The organism is Solimicrobium silvestre, assembly GCF_002976435.1.
GTDB lineage: Bacteria > Pseudomonadota > Gammaproteobacteria > Burkholderiales > Burkholderiaceae_D > Solimicrobium > Solimicrobium silvestre.
On sequence record NZ_PUGF01000001.1, the window covers coordinates 71,989 to 94,158 of the forward strand.

Annotated in this window: 19 protein-coding genes; 12 read left to right on the plus strand and 7 right to left on the minus strand. The window is 46.9% G+C overall.

The annotated features are described in order from the left end of the window. Positions 1-29: 29 nt before the first annotated feature. The 6 genes from ileS (at position 30) to S2091_RS24350 (ending at position 9,171) form a co-directional block, all read left to right on the plus strand. Positions 30-2,939 (plus strand): isoleucine--tRNA ligase, encoded by a 2,910-nt coding sequence (gene ileS / locus S2091_RS00295; protein WP_105529786.1) that lies wholly within the window; start codon positions 30-32, stop codon positions 2,937-2,939. A gap of 149 nt (positions 2,940-3,088) precedes the next feature. Further along, on the plus strand, positions 3,089-3,622 hold the full coding sequence (gene lspA / locus S2091_RS00300) for a signal peptidase II (RefSeq protein WP_105529787.1): 534 nt from the start codon (positions 3,089-3,091) through the stop codon (positions 3,620-3,622). A 44-nt stretch (positions 3,623-3,666) separates the two neighbouring features. Continuing rightward, positions 3,667-4,875: a bifunctional phosphopantothenoylcysteine decarboxylase/phosphopantothenate--cysteine ligase CoaBC gene (gene coaBC / locus S2091_RS00305; RefSeq protein WP_105529788.1), complete on the plus strand. Its 1,209-nt coding sequence runs from the start codon at positions 3,667-3,669 to the stop codon at positions 4,873-4,875. Positions 4,876-4,905: 30 nt separating this feature from the next. Beyond that, positions 4,906-5,355 carry a dUTP diphosphatase gene (gene dut / locus S2091_RS00310; RefSeq protein WP_105529789.1) on the plus strand — a complete coding sequence of 150 codons (450 nt, stop codon included), beginning with the start codon at positions 4,906-4,908 and terminating at the stop codon, positions 5,353-5,355. A gap of 198 nt (positions 5,356-5,553) precedes the next feature. Then, complete coding sequence (locus S2091_RS00315; protein WP_105529790.1) at positions 5,554-6,972, plus strand: dienelactone hydrolase family protein; 1,419 nt, start codon at positions 5,554-5,556, stop codon at positions 6,970-6,972. Between the two features lie 615 nt (positions 6,973-7,587). Beyond that, on the plus strand, positions 7,588-9,171 hold the full coding sequence (locus tag S2091_RS24350; RefSeq protein ID WP_105529791.1) for a carbohydrate-binding protein: 1,584 nt from the start codon (positions 7,588-7,590) through the stop codon (positions 9,169-9,171). 135 nt (positions 9,172-9,306) lie between these two features. Here S2091_RS24350 and S2091_RS00325 read toward each other — a convergent pair whose 3' ends face one another. Continuing rightward, positions 9,307-11,130, minus strand: a complete 1,824-nt coding sequence (locus tag S2091_RS00325; protein WP_105529792.1) for an FAD-binding oxidoreductase — start codon at positions 11,128-11,130, stop codon at positions 9,307-9,309. Positions 11,131-11,283: 153 nt separating this feature from the next. On the opposite strand from S2091_RS00325, the gene S2091_RS00330 reads away from it, so the two are divergent. Genes S2091_RS00330 through S2091_RS00340 form a run of 3 tightly spaced genes read left to right on the plus strand, consistent with a single transcriptional unit; the run spans position 11,284 to position 13,937 of the window. Continuing rightward, positions 11,284-12,156 carry a LytR/AlgR family response regulator transcription factor gene (locus S2091_RS00330; protein ID WP_105530161.1) on the plus strand — a complete coding sequence of 291 codons (873 nt, stop codon included), beginning with the start codon at positions 11,284-11,286 and terminating at the stop codon, positions 12,154-12,156. Positions 12,157-12,197: 41 nt separating this feature from the next. After that, positions 12,198-12,650: a GNAT family N-acetyltransferase gene (locus S2091_RS00335; RefSeq protein ID WP_243405251.1), complete on the plus strand. Its 453-nt coding sequence runs from the start codon at positions 12,198-12,200 to the stop codon at positions 12,648-12,650. A gap of 33 nt (positions 12,651-12,683) precedes the next feature. After that, entirely contained in the window at positions 12,684-13,937 is a 1,254-nt protein-coding gene (locus S2091_RS00340) for an Hsp70 family protein (RefSeq protein ID WP_105530163.1), read from the plus strand. Here S2091_RS00340 and S2091_RS00345 read toward each other — a convergent pair. After that, positions 13,934-14,425, minus strand: coding sequence for a DNA-deoxyinosine glycosylase (locus S2091_RS00345; protein WP_105529793.1), 492 nt, complete (start codon positions 14,423-14,425; stop codon positions 13,934-13,936). The genes S2091_RS00340 and S2091_RS00345 overlap by 4 nt on opposite strands. A 152-nt stretch (positions 14,426-14,577) precedes the next feature. On the opposite strand from S2091_RS00345, the gene S2091_RS00350 reads away from it, so the two are divergent. Both S2091_RS00350 and S2091_RS00355 read left to right on the plus strand, forming a co-directional pair. Continuing rightward, positions 14,578-14,853, plus strand: coding sequence for a type II toxin-antitoxin system Phd/YefM family antitoxin (locus tag S2091_RS00350; protein WP_423828218.1), 276 nt, complete (start codon positions 14,578-14,580; stop codon positions 14,851-14,853). After that, on the plus strand, positions 14,850-15,179 hold the full coding sequence (locus S2091_RS00355; RefSeq protein WP_105529795.1) for a type II toxin-antitoxin system RelE/ParE family toxin: 330 nt from the start codon (positions 14,850-14,852) through the stop codon (positions 15,177-15,179). Before S2091_RS00350 ends, S2091_RS00355 begins: the two co-directional genes overlap by 4 nt. Before the next feature lie 22 nt (positions 15,180-15,201). Here the strand turns inward: S2091_RS00355 and S2091_RS00360 are convergent, their stop codons facing one another. The 5 genes from S2091_RS00360 to S2091_RS00380 form a co-directional block, all read right to left on the minus strand. Then, positions 15,202-17,355 carry a peptidase domain-containing ABC transporter gene (locus S2091_RS00360; RefSeq protein WP_105529796.1) on the minus strand — a complete coding sequence of 718 codons (2,154 nt, stop codon included), beginning with the start codon at positions 17,353-17,355 and terminating at the stop codon, positions 15,202-15,204. Positions 17,356-17,392: 37 nt separating this feature from the next. Next, the gene (locus tag S2091_RS00365) at positions 17,393-17,641 is read right to left on the minus strand and encodes a hypothetical protein (RefSeq protein WP_105529797.1); all 249 of its coding nucleotides are present in this window, start codon (positions 17,639-17,641) and stop codon (positions 17,393-17,395) included. Between the two features lie 386 nt (positions 17,642-18,027). Continuing rightward, entirely contained in the window at positions 18,028-18,294 is a 267-nt protein-coding gene (locus tag S2091_RS00370) for a hypothetical protein (RefSeq protein ID WP_105529798.1), read from the minus strand. Positions 18,295-18,375: 81 nt separating this feature from the next. Then, positions 18,376-18,675 carry a hypothetical protein gene (locus S2091_RS00375; RefSeq protein ID WP_105529799.1) on the minus strand — a complete coding sequence of 100 codons (300 nt, stop codon included), beginning with the start codon at positions 18,673-18,675 and terminating at the stop codon, positions 18,376-18,378. 142 nt (positions 18,676-18,817) lie between these two features. Next, positions 18,818-20,158, minus strand: coding sequence for an HlyD family secretion protein (locus S2091_RS00380; protein ID WP_105529800.1), 1,341 nt, complete (start codon positions 20,156-20,158; stop codon positions 18,818-18,820). A gap of 383 nt (positions 20,159-20,541) precedes the next feature. Here S2091_RS00380 and S2091_RS00385 point away from each other — a divergent pair, with 383 nt between their 5' ends. Continuing rightward, entirely contained in the window at positions 20,542-22,128 is a 1,587-nt protein-coding gene (locus S2091_RS00385; RefSeq protein WP_423828219.1) for a methyl-accepting chemotaxis protein, read from the plus strand. The last annotated feature ends 42 nt before the right edge of the window (positions 22,129-22,170 follow it).

The window sequence follows — 22,170 nt, forward strand, 5'->3', positions numbered from 1 at the left end:
CTATTTAAATTAAAGCACGCGAGAACCCAATGTCTAAAGAAAAACCAAGCAAATCGACTTATCCGGTCAACATGACCGAAACCGCCTTCCCCATGCGCGGCGACTTAGCCAAGCGTGAGCCGCAATGGGTTAAAGAATGGCAAGATAAAAAAATCTATCAGCGGATCCGCAAAGCAGCGCAAGGCCGCCCAAGTTTTGTATTGCATGACGGGCCACCCTACGCCAATGGTGAAATTCATCTTGGTCACGCCGTGAATAAAATCCTCAAGGACATGATCGTTAAAGCCCGCACCTTAGCGGGTTTTGATGCGCCGTATGTACCGGGTTGGGATTGCCACGGCATGCCGATTGAAATCCAGATCGAAAAACTGCACGGCAAACATTTGCCGGTCGCTGAAGTGCAAACCAAAGCGCGTGCCTATGCTGATGTGCAAATCGAAAAACAAAAAATTGATTTCAAACGTTTAGGCGTTTTAGGTGAATGGGATAACCCGTACAAAACCATGGCGTTTGGCAATGAAGCCGATGAAATCCGCGCGCTCGGTACCATTCTCGACAAAGGTTATGTGTATCGCGGTTTGAAACCAGTCAACTGGTGTTTTGACTGCGGCTCGGCTTTGGCTGAAGCGGAAGTGGAATATCAGGATAAACGCGACCCGTCAATCGACGTTGGCTTCCCGTTTTTGCAGCATGACAAAATCGCCGCCGCGTTTGGTTTGGCTAAACTGCCGCTGCAACACGGCTATTGCGTGATCTGGACTACAACGCCGTGGACTATTCCGTCCAACATGGCCTTAAATATGCACCCGGAGATTACTTATGCTCTGGTACAAACCGTGCGCGATGGTGTTCCGACGCTGTTAATTCTGGCGCAGGAATTAGTCGAAAGCTCCCTGAAAAACTACGGACTGGAAGGCCAGATTTTAGCAACTTGCTTAGGCTCGGCTTTATCGTTAATCGAATTTAAACATCCCTTAGCAGCCATGGATCCGGGCTATGACCGTGTTTCGCCGGTATATTTGGGCGAATACGTCACGATAGATTCCGGCACCGGCATTGTTCACTCTGCCCCTGCTTACGGTATAGAAGATTACAACTCCTGCAAAGAACATGGCATCAAGGACGACGACATCATCAGCCCGGTAATGGGTGATGGTAAATACGCGTCGTGGTTGCCATTTTTTGGCGGCATGACGATTTGGGAAGCCTCCAAACCGATCTGCGACAAACTCAAAGAAGCCGGCACTTTATTTAAGCTGGTGATGTTTGAGCATAGCTACATGCATTGCTGGCGTCATAAAACCCCTATCGTGTACCGCGCCACTTCGCAGTGGTTTGCACGTATGGACGTGACGCCAAAAGATGGCGGCGCCACATTACGTGAAACTGCTTTGGCTGGCGTGGAAGCCACCACATTCTACCCAAGCTGGGGTAAAGCCCGTTTGGAAGGGATGATCGCCAACCGCCCGGACTGGACACTTTCGCGTCAACGCCAATGGGGCGTGCCGATGGCGTTTTTCCTGCACAAAGAAACCGGCCAATTGCATCCACGCACCGCTGAATTGCTGGAGTTGATTGCCAAGCGCGTAGAAAAAGAAGGTATCGAAGCTTGGCAGAATATTGAGCCAGCCGATTTGCTGGGCGATGAAGCTGCAATGTACGTAAAGAACAAAGACACGCTGGATGTCTGGTTTGATTCCGGTTGCACGCATCAAACAGTATTGCGCGGTTCGCACCCAACGCCAGTCTACAAGCACGCTGCGCCACTGATTGCCGGACTCACAGGCCCAATTGGCACCGCATTCCCGGCCGATTTATACCTGGAAGGTTCAGACCAGCATCGCGGCTGGTTCCATTCATCCCTGCTCACTTCGAGCATGCTGAATCGCTGCGCCCCTTACAAAGCCTTGCTGACGCACGGTTTTGTGGTGGATGGCGAAGGTCGCAAAATGTCTAAGTCATTAGGCAACGGGGTTGAGCCGCAAACTATTTTTAATACCTTGGGCGCTGATATTTTGCGTTTATGGGTAGCTTCGTCAGACTATTCCGGTGAGATCACGATCTCGGATGAAATCTTAAAACGCGTGACTGAATCCTATCGCCGCATTCGCAACACCTTGCGCTTCTTGCTGGCGAATACGTCAGACTTTGATGCGACTAAAGATCTGGTGGCTGTAGCAGACATGCTGGAAATTGATCGCTATGCCGTCGCGAATATGCAAGCCTTGCAAAACGAGGTGTTAGCCCATTACGATCAATTTGAATTCCATCCGGTAATCGCTAAATTGCAGGGCTTTTGCTCGGAAGATCTGGGTGGTTTTTACCTGGATATTCTTAAAGACCGGCTGTACACCAGCGGTGCTAATTCCGCAGCGCGTCGTTCTGCGCAAAGCGCTTTATGGCACATCACCCATTCGTTATTACGCTTGATGGCTCCGACCTTATCTTTCACCGCCGAAGAAGCGTGGAAGTTCTTTGTCAGCAGCAGCGAATTTGCGGACAGCGATGAAACCATCTTCACGCAACTGTTTTATACGCTGCCGGAAGTAGACGGATCTGAAGCGTTGCTGGCTAAATATAATGAGCTACGCGCGATACGTTTAGATGTTACTAAACAGCTGGAAGAAGTGCGTGTGACTGGTGAAATTGGAGCATCTCTGCAAGCAGATTTAACTGTACGTGCAGCAGGTACTAAATACACCGTGTTGAAGAGCTTGGGTGACGATTTGAAATTCATCTTCATCACGTCCAGCGCAAAAGTGGAGTTAGTGAGCAGCACGGAAGAAGAAGGCGTTGTGGTCAAGGCGTCAACTGAGAAAAAATGCGAGCGCTGCTGGCATTATCGGGCTGATGTCGGTATCAATACTGCGCATGCCGGTTTATGCAAACGTTGTGTAGAAAATTTATTTGAACACGGCGAAGCGCGGCACTTTGCTTAAACTGTTAATTCGTAGCGTGGGCACGGTTTTGTGCCCACGCGTTACCTTCGATCAATGATAATTTCAATTGGAATCCGTTGCTTATTAACGGTTACGCGTGGGCACAGAGTGCCCACCCTACGATCAACCCTCAAACACGATTAAAAAACATGGCCACTAAGAAGAGAGCATCAGGAAGCATTAATACAAGCACAAAATCAAGTAGCACTCCATCACACGGTCTCGCGCCTTGGCTGGGCCTTGCTGCCATCGTTATTTTGTTGGATCAACTCTCTAAAATCACCATCGCTAAATTATTTGCCTACGGCGAATCCTTAGCGGTCACCAATTTCTTCAACCTGACGTTGGTCTACAACAAAGGGGCGGCATTCAGTTTTCTAGCAAGTGAATCAGGCTGGCAGCGGCATTTATTTACCGTGATCGGTATCAGCGCAGCGTTGTATATTATTTACCTGCTCAAAAACCACAATGGACAACGCTTATTTTGCTGGGCGTTGGCGCTGATTTTAGGTGGTGCGCTGGGTAATGTGATTGACCGGGTTATGTACGGCCACGTTATCGATTTTTTAGATTTTTATTACGCTAATAGTCACTTCCCGGCATTTAACCTGGCCGATAGTGCTATTTGTCTTGGCGCCGGTTTGTTTATTTTGGATGAGTTACGACGCGTGAAGAATAAATAAGTGCGATAAATAAATGCGGTAAATAAGAACAAAGGGAGAAAATCATGTCTGACTTAGCTAGCAACCCACTTAAAGGCAAACACATTTTGCTCGGTTTAACTGGCGGTGTGGCATGTTATAAATCTGCCGAACTCTGCCGTAGCTTAATCAAACACGGTGCGACAGTGCAAGTGGTAATGACGGCAGGTGCCTGCCAATTTATCACGCCCGTGACCATGCAAGCCTTGTCGGGCAATCCGGTTTACAGCGACCAATGGGATGCGCGCATAGCCAACAATATGGCGCATATTGAACTAAGCCGCGCATCGGATGCAATACTGATTGCACCCTGCTCGACTGACTTCATCGCCAAACTAGCGCACGGACATTGCGATGATTTGCTGTCGACCTTGTGCGTAGCGCGTCCGGCCACTCTGCCCTTGTTAATTGCACCGGCGATGAATGTTGAAATGTGGCAAAAACCGGCGACCCAGCGCAATGTCGCGCAATTGCTTGAAGATGGTTTACAGATTTTAGGTCCGGCACCGGGCGAACAAGCGTGTGGCGAAGTCGGTATGGGACGCATGTTGGAACCGGATCAACTGATTGCCGAATTACTGGCTGCGTTTACGCCTAAATCGCTAGCAGGAAAGCGGGTTTTGATTACCGCTGGCCCGACTTTCGAACCGATTGACCCTGTGCGCGGCATTACCAATTTATCTTCTGGAAAAATGGGTTATGCAATAGCACAAGCAGCGTTTGAAGCAGGTGCAACAGTCAGCTTAATTTCTGGCCCAACTGCGTTAGAAATGCCATACGGATGCACTCGTACTTCAATTCAAACGGCGCAACAAATGCGCGACGCGGTATTCGCACAAATTGAACAACAGGATATTTTTATTTCAGTCGCCGCGGTAGCAGATTGGCGGGTGAGTAATGCCAGTGACCAAAAGCTCAAAAAGAATCATGCCGGTGATTTACCGCAACTGAGTTTTGTACAAAACCCAGACATTCTGGCCGAAGTTGCCGCACTAGCTAAACCGCCTTATTGTGTGGGATTTGCTGCAGAATCTGAAAACCTGATTGAATACGGCACCATTAAACGTTTGAAAAAAAATGTACCGCTGCTGGTTGGCAATATCGCGCAAAACACTTTTGGGCAAGATCAAAACGAATTGGTTTTGTTTGATGTGAATGGCCATAAATCACTGCCTTTAGCAGACAAAACCAGCCTGGCACGCCAATTAATTACCGCCATTGCGGCTCGAATTTAACTCCATTAGTAACTCATCTACTTTAAAATCATGAAAAAAATCGCCGTAAAAATCATCGACCAACGCATGCAAGACCAACTCCCCGCGTACGCTACAGCAGGCAGCGCAGGGCTCGACTTACGCGCCTGCATTGACGCACCGATTACCATTCAAGCTGGTCAGACCGTGTTAATTCCGACAGGTTTGGCTATCCATTTAGCCGACCCGGGTTACGCAGCGATGATCTTGCCGCGCAGCGGTATGGGCCATAAAAACGGTATCGTGTTGGGCAATTTGGTTGGTTTGATTGATTCGGATTACCAAGGTCAATTAATGGTATCAACCTGGAATCGCGGCAATAGCGAATTCACGCTGCAACCGATGGAAAGACTGGCGCAATTAATCATCGTGCCGGTGCTGCAGGTGGGCTTTGAAGTGGTTGAAGAGTTTGCCGACAGCACCCGTGGTGAAGGTGGATTTGGTAGCACTGGAAAGCATTAATTTTAGTGCGTAATTCAGGCGTTTCTTCAATGAAAATACTGGAATTGCTGCTCGATTAAGATCAACATAATTACATAATCATTACATCATTCCCGCATAGGTGGGGATGATGTTTATTCGATTATTTAAACAGCATCGACGCCTTGTAAATACTCACACAAAACCACCGCGTTTATAGTTGCCGAACTAATAAAAATAATGAAATCAATCAAAATGCGGCTCGTCTTCTTCTCCTACTTCATCACCTCCATACTTTTAAATACGCAACCCGCTTTTGCAGAGTCATCCGACGCCTTGTTAATGCCCAATGCACCCATGAATGAACAGGTGTTGAGTATTCCCGGTGATCCTGATCGGCCAGTCATGTTGCAAGTCACCGTATTTACACCGAATGGGCCCGGACCTTTTCCGCTCGCGATATTGAATCATGGCGCATCAGGGGATACGCCGCCTGCGTCGCAACCTCGCAATCGAACCACGTATGCAGCCGATTACTTTTTATCGCGTGGTTATGCCGTCGCTCTTCCCATGATGCGCGGCTATGCCGGTTCTGGCGGCAAGGTGGAGGTCAACTGGTGTGATTTTTTAAGTATGGGTCTGCGCAACGCGCGAGATGTCCGAGCGGTGGTTTCTTATATGGAGAAGCAACCGAATATTGATGCTAATCGCGTCGTCATGGCTGGACAAAGTTTTGGTGGCTGGAACACGCTGGCGTTTGGCGCGCTGCAATATCCGAATGTCAAAGGCCTGATTAATTTTTCTGGCGGCTTGGTTGCATCAAACTGCGCGACGGATTTAAAGTTGTCTCAAGCCGTGAGTTATTTTGGGGAGCACTCAAGAGTTCCTTCACTGTGGTTTTATGGTGATAACGATAAACTGTTCCCAGTTGAAACCTGGCGAAAAATGCTGGAGCGCTATACCAAGAATGGTGGCAATGCCGAACTGGTCGCCTACGGCAAGTTCATGGAAAATTCACATTTAATGTTAAGTTTTCCGGAATCTTTTCCAATTTGGGTTCCCAAACTAGACGCGTTTTTAGCAAAAATAGGCTTACCGAATCAGCTTGTATATCCGGAATACATGCCTACCGCATTTCCACCGCCTTCGCATTTTGCAGCCATCGATGATGTTAATGCGATACCGTATGTGAATGATAAAGGTCGGGAGTTATACCAGCGTTTTTTGGCTAAACCGCTACCACGCGTCTTTGCGCTTGCTAGCAATGGTTCAGCCAGTATGCAAAACGGTGGCTTTGATCCGATTAAAATAACCATCAACCAATGTCAACAGCACGCTCCATCATGTCGCGTTTATGCCGTTGATAATGAGGTGGTTTGGGTGCGGCCAACGTCTGCTCCACCTACCACGCATTTTGCGACGCTGATGGATCAAACCGCTTTACCCTATGTCAATGAACAAGGGCGGGAGGGCTATGTGAAATGGCTCGCATTAAAAAAACCGCGCGCTTTTGTGATTGCCCCGAATGGTGCATGGAGTGGCACTTCGCGCGGCGACGATCCGCTAGCGCAGGCATTGAGCGCATGCAACAAGATGACCAGTGGCTGTCAGCTATATGCCGTTGATGATGCTATTGTCTGGCCTGAGCTAGTCAAGTAACGCTACCTGGCTGGGCGACGATAACAATAGCTTACCTTGGGGGCTTCTCCTGCAATGTGGAGCTGTTTGCTTACAGTTTGGCGGGAAAACCCCAGATAACGAGCTATAGCAAAAAGGGGCTGTTCTGTACTGAACGGCGTCTTTGTATTTCGTCAATCATGCCCCTATAAATCACTCCAAATACCTCCAGCTAAAACATCGAATATTGCCTCACTAAGGTGGGGATTTTTGGATGCTGTTTCCGCCTCCAATCTGATCAATATTCCAAGCTGTTTGACGCAGAGTTTTCTATCAAACTGCTAGTTTTAGCTGCCATCAAAAATCGGGTTCACCAACGTCTATTTTTACAAAGTGGTATGGTACCAATATGCCATTAATCTCACTTATTATCCAAATTACCTATAAATAAACCGAAAAACATCAAATACCACTTTTTGAAATAATTAATACCAATTGTAAATAAAATTCATGAAATAAGAGAAAATTATCACGATTTAATGAAATAAAAATGAAATGCGGTGAATTGCATTGACAGCTTTATTTCGCTTAATTTAAATGGTAAAGGCAATAAGGAGACGTATTGCATAACTCAATTAAATTAATAAGGAATCTAAAATGGAATGGAATAATAAAGGCGCATTAGCGCTTGTTTTATCCAGTGGTATTCTTGCAGCCTGTGGCGGCGGATCATCACCGAGCAGCCAAAATACGAGTGCAACCGCTCACGAGGCAACCAGTCATGCTGCGACTATAAAAGTGACTACACCAGGTTGCAGTCCCGCCTGGATTGATGGCAGCACTTACGCGGCAGGTGCGATCGTGAGTTACAGCGGTTCAAACTATACGGCGTTAGTAGCCCAAACAGATTATTCAGGCGCAGGATGGAATCCAAGTGTGCTGAGTTTATGGTCATCGAATGGCGTGTGCGTGAGCGGAACAACGCCTACGCCTACGCCTACTCCAACTCCAACTCCGACACCAACGCCTACACCAAACCCAACTCCTACCCCAACGCCAACAGGAACATGTGATTCTGCCTGGGTGGCAACTACCGCCTATAACTCGGGCAACCAAGTCAGTTATTCCGGTGTGAATTATCAGGCAAACTGGTGGACGCAAGGTAATACACCGTCCAGTAATAGTGGTGCAGCTGGTAGCGGAATGCCGTGGACAGTCTTAGGTAGCTGTGGCGGAACTACGCCACCAACTCCACCAACGCCTCCAACGCCTCCAACACCGCCAACTCCACCGACACCGCCAACAAAACCACTTCCATCAGGTTTGATTCTAAGCCCGTATAAAGACGTCACAATTAATATGAACTGGAATACCAATGTAATGGCAACAGCCGTTACAGGTGCAGCTCAACCGGTATTGAGTGTCATCCCTGCCAAATTACAAACGCTGACATTGGCTTTTGCGACAGGTGAATGCGGTGCAGAAACCTGGGGTGGCATTGCGGGCTCAGCGTTGGCATCTGCTAACGTCCAAGCAATGGTCGCTGCAGGAAAAACATATATTCTTTCCACAGGAGGAGCCGCAGGTTCTTTTACTTGCTCAACCGATGCCGGATTCGCTACTTTTATTAGCCGCTACAATAGTGCCAATTTAATCGGCATTGATTTTGATATTGAAGCGGGTCAATCACAGGCGGATATTAACAACCTGATTCAACGCGTCAAAGTTGCGCAGATTAGTTATCCAAAATTACGTTTTTCATTCACGATTGCCACCTTAGCTGCAGTGAACGGGCAAGATTTAGGATCTATGGGCATCACTGTGATGAACTCAATCAAAAGCGCTGGCTTGACTAATTACCTGATTAATTTGATGGTGATGGATTACGGCTCAGCCTCAGCGACTAACTGCGTGCTAGGCTCAAACGGCCTGTGTGATATGGGCTTATCCGCCAATACGGCAGCAACAAACCTGAACGCTAATTGGGGTGTGCCGTTCAAACAGATTGAACTCACTCCGATGATAGGTGGAAATGACGCGACCGATGAGGTATTTACGTTGGCAAATGCGGCCACAGTTTCTGCCTTCGCGTTACAAAACGGATTGGCTGGAGTTCATTTCTGGTCATTGGATCGTGATGTCGATTGCGCACCAGGCTATGCTTCCTCTGTGTGCAATAGTTATGGTCAAGCAGGTGTTTTTGGCTTTACTAACGCATTCATCAATGCATTAGGTTTCTAATACGAAGATGATTTCATACCGGCTCAGTCCTGCGTCGGCATGAAGTAAGACTAAAAAAGCCGAACCACGTGTTCGGCTTTTTTTCGTGGAGTTTTAACACTGATTATTGTTAGAACAAATTAGAAACAGTGATTCTTAACTTTGCGCCACCAAGCGCGTAAAACCATCTGAACTCCATTCTTCGCTGCCCACGCCGTGATGCACAAAAAATAGCCCGTCAGGATCGTACTTTTTCTTGACGGCTTGTAGTCTGGAATAATTTTCACCCCAAAAAGCCTGCTGCCAATCGGGATTAAAGTAATTACTTTCCGAAACGTAGGAACCGGCATTCGGCACAATATTGCGCAGTGCTTGTGCCGCCAAGTCGACTTGATGAGCACTTTTACTGGCAGCATCCACGTCAATGTTTGAGGTGGCTAAACCGGGATAAGCTGGCCTTTCTCCACCGGCAATAATAACCAGCGCAAAGGACGAGCAAACAGTGGGATTGGTTGCCGTGTTTGTCGCGGCGAATATCTTTTCCGGCAACGCGCCAGCCAGCCCTTTATTGAAATGCAGTTCGATTTTTTTATGACGACTACCTTGAAATAAAGCATCCTCGAATTGTTTACGCTGCTCAGATTTAAGTAATGCCGCTGGCAGCCAGATCGAATCCGCTCCATGCAAAAAAGCCCCAACCTGACCTTGATCACCCTCCCACCAGCCATGATGCTTAGGCGCGCCTTCACGCTTATCGGGAATCATCGAATCATTACCGTCAACTTTCCACCAATTACGCGCATGAGACTCGCCGGCACCAAGCTCACTGATAATCGTAAAGTCGTTCGGTGAGGCATGAACCCAGTCGTAGAATTCACGCCAGATTTGCTTTGCCTGCTGCCCATTCAAGCCCTGGCAGATCATTGAAATCGCAAGGACATTATCCGGCGCGAAGGAGACCTGCTCACCCCAATGTGGATTAAAAAGTTGGCTAGCATAAAAATCAACAAAGTGCGTTATCAAGCGCTGGAATGCGGTATCCGAATTGGCCTTAATCTTGCCCCATGCTGCGCCAAAATACTCAGGCAACTCAAACGTGCGCAGCGTGACTTTGGTCACAACACCCCAACTGCCGCCACCGCCACCTTTAATCGCCCAAAATAGTTCAGGGTTAGTTTGTGCATTCAACACGCGCAGCACGCCATCGGCAGTCACTATTTCAGCTTCCAATAAATGCGATGAAGCGCTACCAAAGCCTTTTGAAAAGCTGCCAAACCCGCCGCTTTGGATTAACCCGGCCACGCCGACATCGGCACAACCGCCGCCTTGTACATAACGCCCAGCCTCGGTGGTTACCGCGTTATACAGATCAATCCAAACAGCACCTGCTTCAGAAGTTACCGCACTCACCGGGGCTATTATTCCTTCGCAGCCAGCTGGAACAAAGTGTTCATGCAGCGTTACCTTGTTCATTGCCCGCGTCCAGATCAGTAAAGAATCTGCCGCGTTCGATGCGCCTTGGTAGCTGTGCCCAGCACCCTTGACGACTAAGCGCAGCTTATTTTCACGCGCAAAATTCACTCCCGCCACCACGTCAGCGCTAGTTTGCGCCTTGATCGCATAGGCGCTAGGTTCGGGCCGCCAGGCATTTAACCAGCCGGAAACCTGGGTGCCACCAGCCTGGTCACCGATATAGAAGGGATTACGGATATTTTTTTTAACATCCAGACAAGCTGCACTATTCTGATCCAACACACAAGACGCAAACAGCGCATCTACCTTACTCAAATTGCCATGCACTTTCTGATTTAATTCAGCCCAGAGTTCTTTTGCAGGCCAAGAAGCATCGCTTGGCCGGGAGCGCCGCCATAGTGTTGCGGTGGAATTAATTGCCGCCACTGCGCGAGTGATCAAGCCGCCATTCAGCAAGGTTGCCAATGACATAGCTCCGGTCCAATTTAAAAAATGTCTTCTGTTCATTTGGAATTCCACATGGTTAAGATGGCCCCCAGTTTAATTTGAATATTTCCCCCATATTTACTTATGTGACGGTTAGTAGACAATCTGGGATAAGCGGTGGATTATAATGACGAACTTTTGATCCCAACATCAATTAAACCCAAACAGGATTCCATGTCCAGCCATCAAACAGATCTGCTCACTCGCTACCAAAAAGTGCGTCGCTACGTTGAACCTGGCATCTGGATTATTTTTTGGTGTGTTCAAGCACTCACTCTCAGCCGCATCAGCTGGCTTGATCAACTTCGTCAGGGTAAAGATCTGGAATGGTGGAAACCAGCCGTGTGGGAATCGAGCAGTTGCCTGGTTTTATTACTATTAATACCCGCCGTGCTTAGTTTCGAACGCAAATTGCCCTTACGCTGGGGACTGATGCGACGTAATTTACGTTGGCATTTTATTGCCAGCCTGGCGTTCTGTCTGGTGCATGTAAGTGCGATGGTGGCGATACGCAAGCTTGCTTATTTCAGTCAGCATCAAACTTATGACTTCGGAAACTGGCAGCATGAATTGGCGTATGAATACCTGAAAGACTTTCAAACTTATTTCGCAATCATTATTGGCGTCAGCTTTTATCGCCTGATTTTATTGCGCTGGCAAGGTGAGGCCAGCTTGCTACAAGAACCCGATACAGGGCCGTCCGTCGAACCACTTGAGCGACCAGAACGGTTTTTGGTGCGCAGTCTCGGCAAGGAGTTTTTACTACCGGCTGCGGAAATTGAATGGATACAGGCGTGGGGAAATTACGTCAATCTGCGCGTCCGGGGACATGATTATCCGCTGCGCTCGACGATGGCGGCGATCGAACAGCGTATCGACCCGAAACGTTTTGTGCGCGTGCATCGCAGCTATATCGCCAATCTCAACTTTATTACCGAGATCGAGCCATTAGATAGTGGCGATGCACGTGCCAAATTGCGTGATGGACAGCAGATTCCGGTTAGCCGCAGGTATCGTGATGAATTGCGTAAGCTGGCGGCGCTTTAGATTGATTTTTTCCTACTTTTCACCATTTTAATCACCTAACTATGCCTACCAACACATTGACATTCCGCCGCGCCACACCCGATGATATCAGCAGCATGTCGCACATCCGCCTGGCAGTTAAAGAAAATATACTTTCTAACCCCCGCATCATTACCCCACAGATGTATTTAGATTACTTGGACAAACTAGGTCGCGGCTGGGTCTGCGAAAACGCCGGGCACATCGTTGGCTTTTCTTACGCAGCACATGAAGACAGCAGCATCTGGGCCCTATTCGTTTTACCGGAACAAGAGGGACTAGGCATAGGTAAGCAATTACTCAACTTGGCTACTGATTATTTATTTGGCTTAGGTAACGATCAAATCAAGCTTGGCACTACTCCCAATACCCGCGCAGACCGGTTTTATGCCGCCAGCGGCTGGGAACGCGGTGAGATGAAAAATGCAAAGGAAGTTGCTTATGTTTTGCACAAACCAGAAAATTATCCAATTTGAGATAGAATAGCGCCCCTGTTTTGAAAGGTTATGATGGTTAGCGCTTGCGGATTAGATTTTGGAACGTCGAACTCGACGGTAGGATGGTGTCAACACGGTAAGGCGACTTTGCTGGCGCTAGAAGAGGGGAAACTGACTCTGCCTTCAGTCGTATTCTTTAATGTAGAAGACGACTCCGTCAGCTTCGGGCGTGCAGCGCTGGCCGAATATCTGGCTGGCTACGAAGGCCGCATGATGCGCTCGCTAAAAAGCCTGCTGGGCTCAAACCTGATTGATGGACAAACCGAAGTCGGCGGAAAAATTATCACCTTCCGACTGTTACTGGCTCAATTTATCAAGGAGCTAAAGCGACGCGCAGAACTCGCTGCTGGTCACCAGTTTTCTAACGTCGTGATGGGTCGCCCGGTTTATTTTGTGGATGGCAATGCCGACGCTGATCGTTTGGCCGAGAAAACCTTATCGGAAATCGCCAGCGCCGCTGGATTTAAAAATGTGGTGTTTCAATATGAACCGATTGCCGCGGCATTTGATTACGAAGCGACCATCCAAAAAGAAGAGTTGGTATTAATCGTCGATATCGGCGGTGGTACATCAGATTTTTCCTTAGTACGCTTATCACCAGATCGCGCCGCAAAAAATGATCGACGCGATGATATTTTAGCCACCGGCGGTGTGCATATCGGCGGTACCGATTTTGATAAATACTTCAGCCTGTCTTCCGTTATGCCCCTGTTTGGCTTAGGCACGCAATTACGCAACAACACCGAAGTACCATCCAGCTATTACTTCAATTTAGCCACCTGGCACACCATCAATCTGGCCTACACCAAAAAAGTGCAGGCACAACTTGCCGACGTAGCGCAGCATGCCAAAGAGCCGGAAAAACTCGGCCGCTTACTGAATTTAGTTGAGCAACGCGCCGGACATTGGCTGGCACTCAAAGTGGAAGAAGCAAAAATTGCCTTGTCTGACGCAGAGTCGGTTGAACTAGCACTGGATCGTCTATCGCCTCAGCAAAATTTATCACTAAACAGACAACAATTTGATGATTCGATAGCCCATCTGATCAGTAAAATTGAAACGACTGTAACTGGCATGTTGAATGACGCCGGCGTTTCAGCCGACGCGGTAGATACGGTATTTTTCACCGGCGGCTCCAGCGGCGTGCATTTATTACGCGAAAAAATAGCGGCGATGGTGCCGTCCGCAAGACGTGTAGAAGGTGATTTATTCGGCAGTATCGGTTCGGGCTTGGCTATCGATGCGGCCAGATTATTTGGACATTAAAGACAGTCCTGTAAACAACGCCACGCATCCAGCTTCTGAACATATGGAATCGTATATGCCGGACTGCTGGATGGCAGTTGAATAATGCGATAACACTCCGCTTGCCCCTGCAACGCTTTCAAACCCAGTCGCGCAGCGGTGCCGCCGTTAAAAGCGATACTGCTTAATTGTGGCAGCGTACTTAGCAAACCACGCAAATCGTTATTGGTCTGGTCGCGGATTTTGCTATCCAGACTACCGTCACGGTGCGCCTCGGCCACGACATCCCAAAGCCCAACCCCGTTTGCCAGCAAAGCTTCCAGTCGTTCCGGATACGCCAGCGCGACCAGATCCACCTTGACTACCTCCGACATCAACATCCAAAAACGATTTTGGCTATTGCCATAATACTGACTTTGCGCCAGCGATTTTTCACCTGGCAAACTGCCGAGTACCAATAAGCGAGTATGTTCGTTGACGATGGGGGCGAAGCTGCGTTTCTTGGGCATTGGGTGAGTATTCACGATTAAGACGGCTGGCGAAACACACATTTTAATCGCTTAATTCTGTAATTTTATAAACAAGTAAAAGAGATTTCATAGAAATAAAACCAAATTTGGTTTATATTTAGTCTTATCGTTAGCCATTTCCAGCAGGAGTTATGATGAAATTTTCAGAACAGATCAAGCCGATTTCCTACCTAAAGTCACACGCGGCTGAGATTATCCGAGATTTTGATAACAACAAAAACCCGCTCATCATCACTCAGAATGGTGAAGCAAAAATGGTGGTTATGGACATACGCAGCTACGAACAGCAGCAAGAAACGATGGCCTTATTAAAAATTCTGGCGCTAGGCAACCAGCAGATAGAACAAGGTAAATTTCAAGATAGCGCATCTTTCTTCGCCGAAATGGAACAGGAAGATCAGCAATGATCTATTCAGTAAATGTCCTTGGTGCTGCCAGACTTGACTACCGGGAAATAAGGAAATTGGTCAGGATGAAATTTGGCGAGAACACTTGGCTTGAAACGGAAACCCACTTCAAAAAAATGCTGAATCAAATCGGAGCTATGCCACATGCGGGAGCAATGCCAGATGAAATCGCCGAGCTGGGTCTAACGCATTACCGGCAAAGACTGGTAGGACAAACTCGAATCATCTATCAAATAACAGATCGGGCCGTCTATATTCATCTCTTTGTCGATTCCAGCCGGGATTTTTCAACCATGCTGAATCAACGATTGATGCAGGCTAGGTAGTCTGTCAAATTGAATTTGAACTTCATCCTGCGCTAATTGTTACTCGGTAATTTGAAGCTTGATACGCCGCGTCACTGTAGGTAGCTACTCTAATCGGCAGCAGCGTTATATCTTGTGTATGCACTTCCCGTACTTGTCCCATTACAATCTCCACCACCCGCTGCGCCGCGGCAATAGTCTCTGGACGATGCGCCACCATAATCCTAGTCAACTGCAATTGAGAAAGCGCCTGATTCACTCGCTGTTCATTAGCAATATCCAGGTGACTTGTGGCTTCATCCAAGGCCAAAATAATCGGCTGTTTATACAACGCACGCGCCAGCAATACACGCTGTTTTTGTCCGCCAGATAAGCTGCTGCCCATATCACCAACCAATGTTTGGTATCCCATCGGCATAACAACAATCTCATCATGAATAGCCGCTTGTCTGGCGCATTCCTGAACACGCGCCGTTTGAATTTGCGCATCAAAAAAACTGATATTGTCTTGGATAGAACCCGCCAGCAACACATCATCCTGCATCACAGTACCAACTAATTTCCGGTACGCTGGCAAGCCCAACTGTTGGATAGGAATCTGATCAATGAGTACTTCACCTTCTGTCGGTTTAAGCAAACCAACAATGATTTTGCATAGAGTCGTTTTTCCGCAACCTGATTCACCCACCAGCGCAACACTTTGCCCTGCCGGTATCGTCAAATTTATACCATTAAGCACCCACGGCTCACCATCGGCATAACGAAACTTTACGTCACGTAAAGTAATACTTGCTTGCAAACGACTGGTGTCCGTTTCCATGCCTGCTTGTGATTCTACTGGTTCCAGCACAATATCGGCCAGTCGTTCCGCATGTAAACCAATCATTTTTAAATCCACCATTAAATCAATCAAGCTTGAAATTCGCCCGGAAAAAGTAGTGGCATAACTGGAAAATGCCATCAGCATACCAACGGTAAGTGCATTCTGCATCACCAATCCGGCGCCAATATAAAACAGTGCTAAACCCTGCGCCCCGAAAATAGCAGTATTACTCACTTTAAAAATGATCGACAGTTTTTGCGTTTTAATATCGCGATTCATCACATCCAGTTTCAAATTCTGCCAACGTGCCCGACGCTCAGCTTCACGGCCAAATAACTTCAACGGAGAAATAGCACGCAAAGTTTCTAAAAAATGCGTATTCTCTTTCGCCGACAACACTAAGCGCTCTTGCGACGCTTCCCGAAACGGCATATAAAATGCCCAGCGCAACAAACCGTACAAAGCACTTGCAATCACCACCAGCAAAGTTAGTTTCGGGCTATAAATCAACATCATCCCCAACGCCAAGATCGCCATCAACCCATCCAGCGCACTTTCTACAAACAGACTGGTCAGGGTCTCCTGAATTGAATTGATGCTACCGAAACGCGATACCACATCACCCAAATGGCGTTTCTCAAAAAATGCTACTGGCAATTGAGTTAAATGGGCAAATACCCGACTAGCCCACTGAAAACCGATGTCCATACTCCAGCGCATCAAAAACCAGCTACGCGCTAGGCCGATCAAAGTTTGCGTCACCATCAACAACGCAAACCCGGCCACCAGCACCGTCAGTAATTCACGGTCGCCCGAAACAATCACCTCATCAATCACAAACTGATTAAATAGTGGTGCACAAATTGCGAATATTTCCAGAGCTAACGCCAGCACCAACACCTGCAGCAAGGCACGACGTAAACCAACTACCTTACCGGTTAAATCGCGCACTGCTATTTTTTTGCTTTCTTCTTTTGGTTTAAAGGACGGACTGGGTGCCAACTCCAATGCCACGCCGGTAAAATGCCGAGATACTTCTTTCATGCCAACGCGTAGCTCGCCAACCGTCGGATCAAGGATCGCAATGCCTTTTTTAGTTACTTTTTTCAGCACCACAAAGTGATTTAGATTCCAGTGCAAAATACATGGCAAAGTCAGTTTAGATAACTCATCCAATTCCAGACGTAACGGCCGCGCCGATAATTCCATACCCGCCGCATGGCGCATAATTTGCGCCAGCGTCGCACCTTTTAAACTGACGGAAAATTGACGACGCAGATCAGCTAAATCGCTGTGATAACCGTAGTGATTAGCGACCATTGCCAGACAAGCCAGACCGCATTCGCTGGCTTCGGTTTGAAGGATGAGTTTCATGGATGATGATCGAAACAGATGAATGAAAAATAGCCTGTCATTTCCTTTTTTTCCAAATAAAAAAAGCGGTCAATGGTAAAACTAGTGCAGCTTTAAAAGCGCCATCCCAAAAACGATCAACCATTTCTTTCTCATTTGGATTTAAGCATTCCAGCAAGGGGAAATAAATCATCATGATAGGAAACATCCATTTGTAGTAACGGTATTTAGCGTGATGGTGAATAAGAAAAATCGGCACAAATAAAGTGAAAATTGTTGATAAGGTTGAATATAGAAAAAGATACATTATTACTCCTTTCTTTGCACTTCAAAATTAACACCATTCCTGCTTCATGGAAAATTGAAACAGGCGGATATAAAACAGGCTGTCATTTCCATTTGTAGCGAATCGCCAAGGCAATAATAGCGGCGAACAAAATACCGACAGTCGTACCGCCCCAATCAGGGTGAAATAAATACCGGACATGCGGGCCGTAATACATCACCACTGAATAATCACCAGTGGAAATGCCAATTTATAGTAAGGCGAACGATGATAGTTTCTTATTACGAAGGGTATTGCCATTGACGGTGGCAATATCATCACAACATTATATAAAGCGTTGAAAATCATTTCGAAATTCCTTCCCGTATAAAATATTCGAATCTCTCTTTAAAAATTTACAGATAAATTTAAAAAAAATTCGGCCATTTATTTTTAATCCAACTTGAGATCAATCCTAATAAAATGACTATTACCCCAGTAATAAAACCACTACGCAAGCGATCAAATAAATCTTGAATTATTGGATTTAAATATCCCAGGACCATAAAGTAAGAAAAAATAAAGAAACATATCAATATAAAATAATTTGATTTTCTAAACGTTGGAATTACGTAGACTGCTCCTAATGCTGCTGAAATAGACAAAATTGCTAAATGCTGTCCAGTATCTAACATGACACTTCCTTCCTTACTAAAAAATATTCTAAGGCCTCTTCGTATTTCAACTTTCGAAAAACAAAGAGGCAACTTACTTAATTAACGAAGCATCGGTGCCAGTGGACGATATCCGCCTGCCTGAAATCGACTTCCAATCCAAGCAACGCCTACCGACATTCCACCAAACATAGCTGCACCTGCAAGCCCTGCCTGTCCAGATAAGGCAATACCACCAAAAAATCCAGCAACACCACCCAATACCGCGCCGGCTACAATACCACCTGCATTGTGTTGCCCTGCACTCGCGGTAGCCGCTCCAGTTAGCGCACCAAGTACAGCACCGCCAGGCCCAATGCCACCATTCACTTTTTCTACATCAACAAAAGATAGCTCTCTCATTCCAAACTCCTAAAACAAGTTAAATGAATCCCCCCAAAATGGGATACTTTCCAACTACGTACCAGAGCAACATATCCGGTACGTTTTTTCGCGATGTCTGAGTACAAATCAACACGCACTCAACCATCAACGATTCTTGGTACTAGCGTTGCGTCACCGCCAGCACCGGTTCCACTATCCATTCCCAAATTTTCCGACTGTCTTGCACCACATCAGCTTCCAGCGTCATGCCCGGTTTTAAAAATTGTTCCTGCCCGTAAGCGGCAATGGTTTGCTTGTTCAGTTGCACTTTGATCCGGTACAGCGCTTCATTGGTATTGACGCCCCACATGTTTTGCTGGGCATTGCTGAGAATAGTGCTGGCTAAATTAATCGGTAACTCATTCGGCGCAAATGGCGTGGTGCTGACGTCGGTGACCTTGCCTTTTTGCAGGCCAAATTTTTGATAGGGATAGGCTTGGTAACGGATTTGAACGGTTTGACCAACAGCGACAAAACCGGCGGTACGGCTGGGCAAATAGAGATGCGCTTCCAGCTGCGATACGGAGCTTTCTTTATTTGATATTATTGAGTCGGCTGAAATTGATTCAACCGGAATCAGTGTTGCCAGTGATTGACCACCGCTGACGGCCTGACCAGCCTGATACGTAATCGTTGTAATCAGACCCGCTTGCGGTGCGGTGATAAAGCTGGTTTTACGGTTTTGATTTTCAAGCATTTCCTGCTGCAAACTTGCTTGTGCGCGCTTAATTTGGGAAAGGTCACTTGCCAGCGTAGTAGCGAGTTGAGTTAGTTCGGAATTCAAACTGATTTGATTTGCCTGCAATTGCATTTTGCTGCGCTTGAGGCTGGACAAGCGTGAATCAATGTCGATTAACTCTTCCTGTTTTTGCCGTGCCTGTGCCAATGAAACATAACCACTCTGCTGTAGCGTTTCAAACTGATGCAAGCTTTGCTGCGCCAGGTTTTGTCGCCTATCCGCCAAGATTAATTCATGTTCTAACTGAGTCGCTTCTGCTGCCAGATTCTGTAAACGTTCTTGCAGCACGCGTTTTTTATCGGCATCTTGGTTAATGCGCAGGCGCTGTTCAGTTGCCAGAGATAATTCGCGGCTTGCTAATTGCTGCGCGACCAATGCAGTAATTTCACCACTAGCTCCTTGACGCTCCGTCGACAATTCAAACAAGGTTTGCCCTGCATGTACTTGCTGCCCTTCCTCAACATGGCGATGGATCAACACGCCCGCATTGTGAGCTGTAATAGTGAGTGAGCCAGAGCTGGGAACAATAATGCCAGTAGCACGCGCTTTTTTAGTGATGGTGCCAACACTGATGAAGGCGATGAGAGCCGCAGTCACCATCAAGGCAAGACCAGCGATCAACCATGCAGATAATGGCTGCGCAAAATGCAGCGCGCCCAGCCATGCATCATCTTGTGCTGTGAATACTTCTGATCTAAATAGTGTTTGCTCAGTCATTGACATAAACGCACCAGAAATTATTTTCCCTGCATTTATATCATATTTAACAATATAAATTTACATTATATTTAAGCAAAATTTCATATAATTAACTATGATTTCATCTCATTTCAAACAAAGCCCTCATCGCAAAAAATTGGTAAAAAATTACTAGCTCAAACTAATTTTTATACTAAACGCACATTTCGTTTGCAATTTTCATCCGGCAACTATAATGAAATTCAAACTAATGAAAATAGCAAACTCCTCAGCAGATAAAAAAACAAATTACTTCAAATTTAACGACCATTGACTATATTGAAAAGAGTTCAGCCTAAAGTCGCGCTAACGTTTTGTATTCAATAAATCAATAAAGTGAATAAGCTATCTCCTTGAGAGGATGATATATGAGCATGAGCATCAAGCGCCGGATTTGGGCTTTACCTGCCACTGCCACGGTTATTTTCGGTATTGGTTTGGCCGTGAGTATTTACTTTTCCACTATTGCTATCTCATCCATCAATACCACTGAAACGATTGATTATCCACTTCTCGATCAAACCAAATCCTTAATCACGGACGTGAATGGCTTAGTGAAAGCGCTTCAAGAAGCAGTTAGCGAAGGCGATAAAAAACGCTTGGATGCCATTGAGCTCAGTGCCAAAAATATTCGCGACAATATTAAAAATTTAGGTCAGATTGTTGGGCAACAAAATACTGCGACTCGCCTGACTAAAGAATTTGAAGCCTATTACTCGCCAGCACTAGGCGTTGCCAGAATGATGATGAGTCTGGATGAGGGTGACCCGATGCCACTCATCGGGAAAATGCAGAGCTCATTAAACGTCGTGCAAGCTGATCTTGTTAAAACTCTGGAGACCGCAAAAAAACAATTTAAAACCGGCGTTGAACGTAGCGGCGATAGCGTCACCAATGTGATGACTACCACCATACTGGTTGCCGTCCTGGTTATTCTGACTCTGGGCGGCGTGTCCTTTGTGGTGGTACGCGGAATTTGGCAACAACTGGGCGGCGAACCTGAATACACCAGAGACATTGCCGTCGCCATTGCCGCCGGTGATTTATCGATGACGATTGAAACCGATGCAAACGATACAGGCAGTTTGTTGGTGGCCTTAAAAGAAATGAAAAGCAAACTCGAGCTGATGGTGTCAGATATTAAAATTTCAGCAGAAACGATTAAATTAGCCAGTTCAGAAATCGCATCCGGTAACAATGATTTATCTTCACGCACCGAATCGCAGGCCAACAGCTTGCAGGAAACCTCCAGCTCCATGACGTCATTGAGCGATACCGTCAAACAAAATGCCGATAGTGCTAAACAGGCCAATCATCTGGTCGACATCGCCTCGGATGTTGCCGTAAAAGGCGGGCAAGTCGTCAGCCAGGTAATTGGAACCATGTCCGAAATTAACGGCTCGTCGAAAAAAATCGTCGACATCATTACCGTGATTGATGGAATCGCTTTTCAAACCAATATTCTGGCCCTAAACGCTGCGGTTGAAGCTGCACGCGCCGGTGAACAAGGGCGCGGCTTTGCCGTCGTCGCCTCGGAAGTTCGCAACCTGGCACAACGTAGTGCGGCAGCGGCGAAAGAGATTAAAACGCTGATCAGCGACTCCGTTGAAAAAGTAACTCAAGGCTCACAATTGGTCGATCAGGCAGGGAAAACCATGGGGGAAATTGTTGATTCGGTCAAACGGGTTAGCGACATCATGAAAGAAATTTCTTCCGCCAGCCAGGATCAAAGCACCGGCATACAGGAAATCGGCCGCGCGATTGAACATATGGACGAAATGACGCAACAGAATTCCGCGATGGTGGAAGAAGCCGCGTCGGCTGCGGCTTCGATGAATAGCGAAGCTGAAAAATTAACCCAGGCGCTGGATGTATTCAAATTAACCGAGGCCGGCGTGTCAAGTTCGCGCCTAGGTAATTCACCGAATCGCATGCTGAAAATTACCAATAATTGATACTGTTTGCATTAGCTATAGATTGGTACAAAGGAGCGCCAC

Excerpts from the sequence above, each read along its gene's own strand:
- S2091_RS00335 (WP_243405251.1), top strand. The coding sequence starts at position 12,198 with ATGCCTACCAACACATTGACATTCCGCCGCGCCACACCCGATGATATC.
- S2091_RS00340 (WP_105530163.1), top strand. The coding sequence starts at position 12,684 with ATGGTTAGCGCTTGCGGATTAGATTTTGGAACGTCGAACTCGACGGTA.
- S2091_RS00330 (WP_105530161.1), top strand. The coding sequence starts at position 11,284 with ATGTCCAGCCATCAAACAGATCTGCTCACTCGCTACCAAAAAGTGCGT.
- S2091_RS00385 (WP_423828219.1), top strand. The coding sequence starts at position 20,542 with ATGAGCATGAGCATCAAGCGCCGGATTTGGGCTTTACCTGCCACTGCC.
- S2091_RS00315 (WP_105529790.1), top strand. The coding sequence starts at position 5,554 with ATGAAATCAATCAAAATGCGGCTCGTCTTCTTCTCCTACTTCATCACC.
- S2091_RS00380 (WP_105529800.1), bottom strand. The coding sequence starts at position 20,158 with ATGTCAATGACTGAGCAAACACTATTTAGATCAGAAGTATTCACAGCA.
- S2091_RS00360 (WP_105529796.1), bottom strand. The coding sequence starts at position 17,355 with ATGAAACTCATCCTTCAAACCGAAGCCAGCGAATGCGGTCTGGCTTGT.
- S2091_RS00355 (WP_105529795.1), top strand. The coding sequence starts at position 14,850 with ATGATCTATTCAGTAAATGTCCTTGGTGCTGCCAGACTTGACTACCGG.
- S2091_RS00345 (WP_105529793.1), bottom strand. The coding sequence starts at position 14,425 with ATGCCCAAGAAACGCAGCTTCGCCCCCATCGTCAACGAACATACTCGC.
- S2091_RS24350 (WP_105529791.1), top strand. The coding sequence starts at position 7,588 with ATGGAATGGAATAATAAAGGCGCATTAGCGCTTGTTTTATCCAGTGGT.
- dut (WP_105529789.1), top strand. The coding sequence starts at position 4,906 with ATGAAAAAAATCGCCGTAAAAATCATCGACCAACGCATGCAAGACCAA.
- S2091_RS00375 (WP_105529799.1), bottom strand. The coding sequence starts at position 18,675 with ATGAGAGAGCTATCTTTTGTTGATGTAGAAAAAGTGAATGGTGGCATT.
- ileS (WP_105529786.1), top strand. The coding sequence starts at position 30 with ATGTCTAAAGAAAAACCAAGCAAATCGACTTATCCGGTCAACATGACC.
- S2091_RS00365 (WP_105529797.1), bottom strand. The coding sequence starts at position 17,641 with ATGTATCTTTTTCTATATTCAACCTTATCAACAATTTTCACTTTATTT.
- coaBC (WP_105529788.1), top strand. The coding sequence starts at position 3,667 with ATGTCTGACTTAGCTAGCAACCCACTTAAAGGCAAACACATTTTGCTC.
- S2091_RS00370 (WP_105529798.1), bottom strand. The coding sequence starts at position 18,294 with ATGTTAGATACTGGACAGCATTTAGCAATTTTGTCTATTTCAGCAGCA.
- S2091_RS00350 (WP_423828218.1), top strand. The coding sequence starts at position 14,578 with ATGATGAAATTTTCAGAACAGATCAAGCCGATTTCCTACCTAAAGTCA.
- lspA (WP_105529787.1), top strand. The coding sequence starts at position 3,089 with ATGGCCACTAAGAAGAGAGCATCAGGAAGCATTAATACAAGCACAAAA.
- S2091_RS00325 (WP_105529792.1), bottom strand. The coding sequence starts at position 11,130 with ATGAACAGAAGACATTTTTTAAATTGGACCGGAGCTATGTCATTGGCA.